General features: G+C 54.9%; 1 protein-coding gene. It reads left to right on the top strand.

Features of this window, described 5'->3' with window-relative positions:
- Positions 1-146 precede the first annotated feature (146 nt).
- The gene (gene istA, locus QP908_RS11660) at positions 147-1,781 is read left to right on the top strand and encodes an IS21 family transposase (protein ID WP_239275901.1); all 1,635 of its coding nucleotides are present in this window, start codon (positions 147-149) and stop codon (positions 1,779-1,781) included.
- Positions 1,782-1,928: the final 147 nt, after the last annotated feature.

Genomic DNA, 1,928 nt, shown 5'->3' with positions numbered 1-1,928 from the left:
TGACGCGCGACGCTATTTAGTACCGGTAGGGCGGTATCGAGTACCGACCGGTGCGGATATCGGGTACCGGGGGTAGTTTTTAGGCACTCTTTAGTGGACGGCCCACGCAGTGTGTACGCGTGGGTCGCGTTCACGTGGAAGGAGTGATGGTGGTGACGGATTACCGTGCCATCATGTTTGCCTTGGTTGCCGGGAATCGTTCCTGGAACCAGATTCGAGCCGATTTAGGGGTCTCGAAGTCGACGATTGATAAGGCCAGTCGCGTTGTAAGGGACCATCGACTCGATGCTCGTGGGATTGCTGGATTGTCGAATGCCCAGTTAGAGGAGCTATTTCCGGATAACCGGCGTCGCAACGATGCGGAGTTCCTCGCACCGGATTTCAAAAAGGTTGCTGAGCGGATGGTCTCTGGCAAGCGCGTGACGTTGAAAGTCGCGCACGCCAAGTACCTGGAGTTCCCTGTTGGTACTGGTCAGCGTCATTATTCGTATCGACAGTACTGTTCGCTGTTTGAGCATTATGTCGATGTTCATCAGCTGTCAGCGCAACTGAATCACGATCCCGGTGACGAGCTCATGGTGGACTGGTCGGGCGATGGAATGGTCGTTGTGGATCCTGTCTCAGGCCAGCGGGTTACCGCGCACTTGTTTGTAGCTTCATTGCCGCACTCAGGGATGATGCATGTATCGGCGTGGCCGGATCAAAAAATGCGGTCGTGGCTTTTAGCCCACCGTGCGGCTTTGGAGTATTTCGGTGGTTGTCCGCTGCGGTTGATCCCGGATAACGCGCTCACAGCCACGCAACAGATTTCCTGTGGGCTGCGGGGGCGTATCCCGGTTGCGGAGTATTCTACATTTGCCGATTTCTATCAGATAGGTATTACTGCGGCGAAAGGCTACCGGCCGCGGTATAAGGCGAATGTTGAAAAGGCCGTGGATATTGCCCAGCAATGGTGCGTGGAATACCTCGACGACCAGGAGTTCTACAGTTTCGACATGCTCAATAAGGCCCTCGAGGACCAAAGCGATTTCATCAACGATCGCCGTCCCTTCCGCGGGCAGGATATCTCTCGTCGCCAGTTGTTTGAAGACCATGAGCAACAGCTGCTGCGCCCATTGCCCGACCGGCGGTGGTCGTGGTCGCGGTGGAAGAAGTCCAAGGTCGCAATGAACTACCACATCCGGATCGCCAATCACTGGTATTCAGTGCCGTGGAAGCTAGCGGGCAAGTTCGTCGACGTGCAACTTTTTGATGACTATCTGGATGTCTTCTACGACGGTGAGATTGTTGCTTCACATCGTATTGCCCCTGCTAATTATGGCTACTCCACCTTGGATGAGCATGTCCCCGACAACCATAAGGACTTAAACACCCAGTGGAACCGGCAACGCTTGGAAGACTGGGCGAAAAGTATTGGGACCGCGACAGCACAGCTCATCGGCCAGATGTTTAACGCTCGTAAAGTCGAAGCCCAAGCATATTCTAGCGTTCTGGGCGTACTGAACCTATCGAAGGATTACTCCCGAATCGAACTCGAACAAGCCTGTGGTCAGCTGTTATCGCGCAAAGCAGTCCCCAGCGTCAACAAAGTAGCCCAAGAGCTCAAGGATCTAAAACAGGCCGCAGCACAGGCGTATTTGCCCACCGATGTACCACTGTCGACGGCCATCGACACTACGCGTGCGCACCGCCAACAGCCCACGGCGGACACGCCGGACTCTGTGTCGCATGTACGCGGGGCCGGGGCGTTTGCCTTCACTGATAAAGAATGGAAGGTATAGCCATGGCTCTTACCGATGAAGACTTCGAACTGCTCGGTTCTCTTCGCGGGATGCGTGTGTTTGCCACGACGCTGCAGGAGATCGTCAACGATCCCAGTCGTGACTTGGACTCCTTTGAAGACAAGATCAAAGAAGCTCTCGATGCTC

The organism is Corynebacterium sp. MSK204 (genome assembly GCF_030229885.1).
In the GTDB taxonomy this organism is placed as follows: Bacteria; Actinomycetota; Actinomycetes; order Mycobacteriales; family Mycobacteriaceae; genus Corynebacterium.
The sequence above is the reverse complement of the archived record's forward strand: the minus strand, read 5'-3'. Positions and strand labels throughout refer to the sequence as shown.

Excerpts from the sequence above, each read along its gene's own strand:
- istA (WP_239275901.1), top strand. The coding sequence starts at position 147 with ATGGTGGTGACGGATTACCGTGCCATCATGTTTGCCTTGGTTGCCGGG.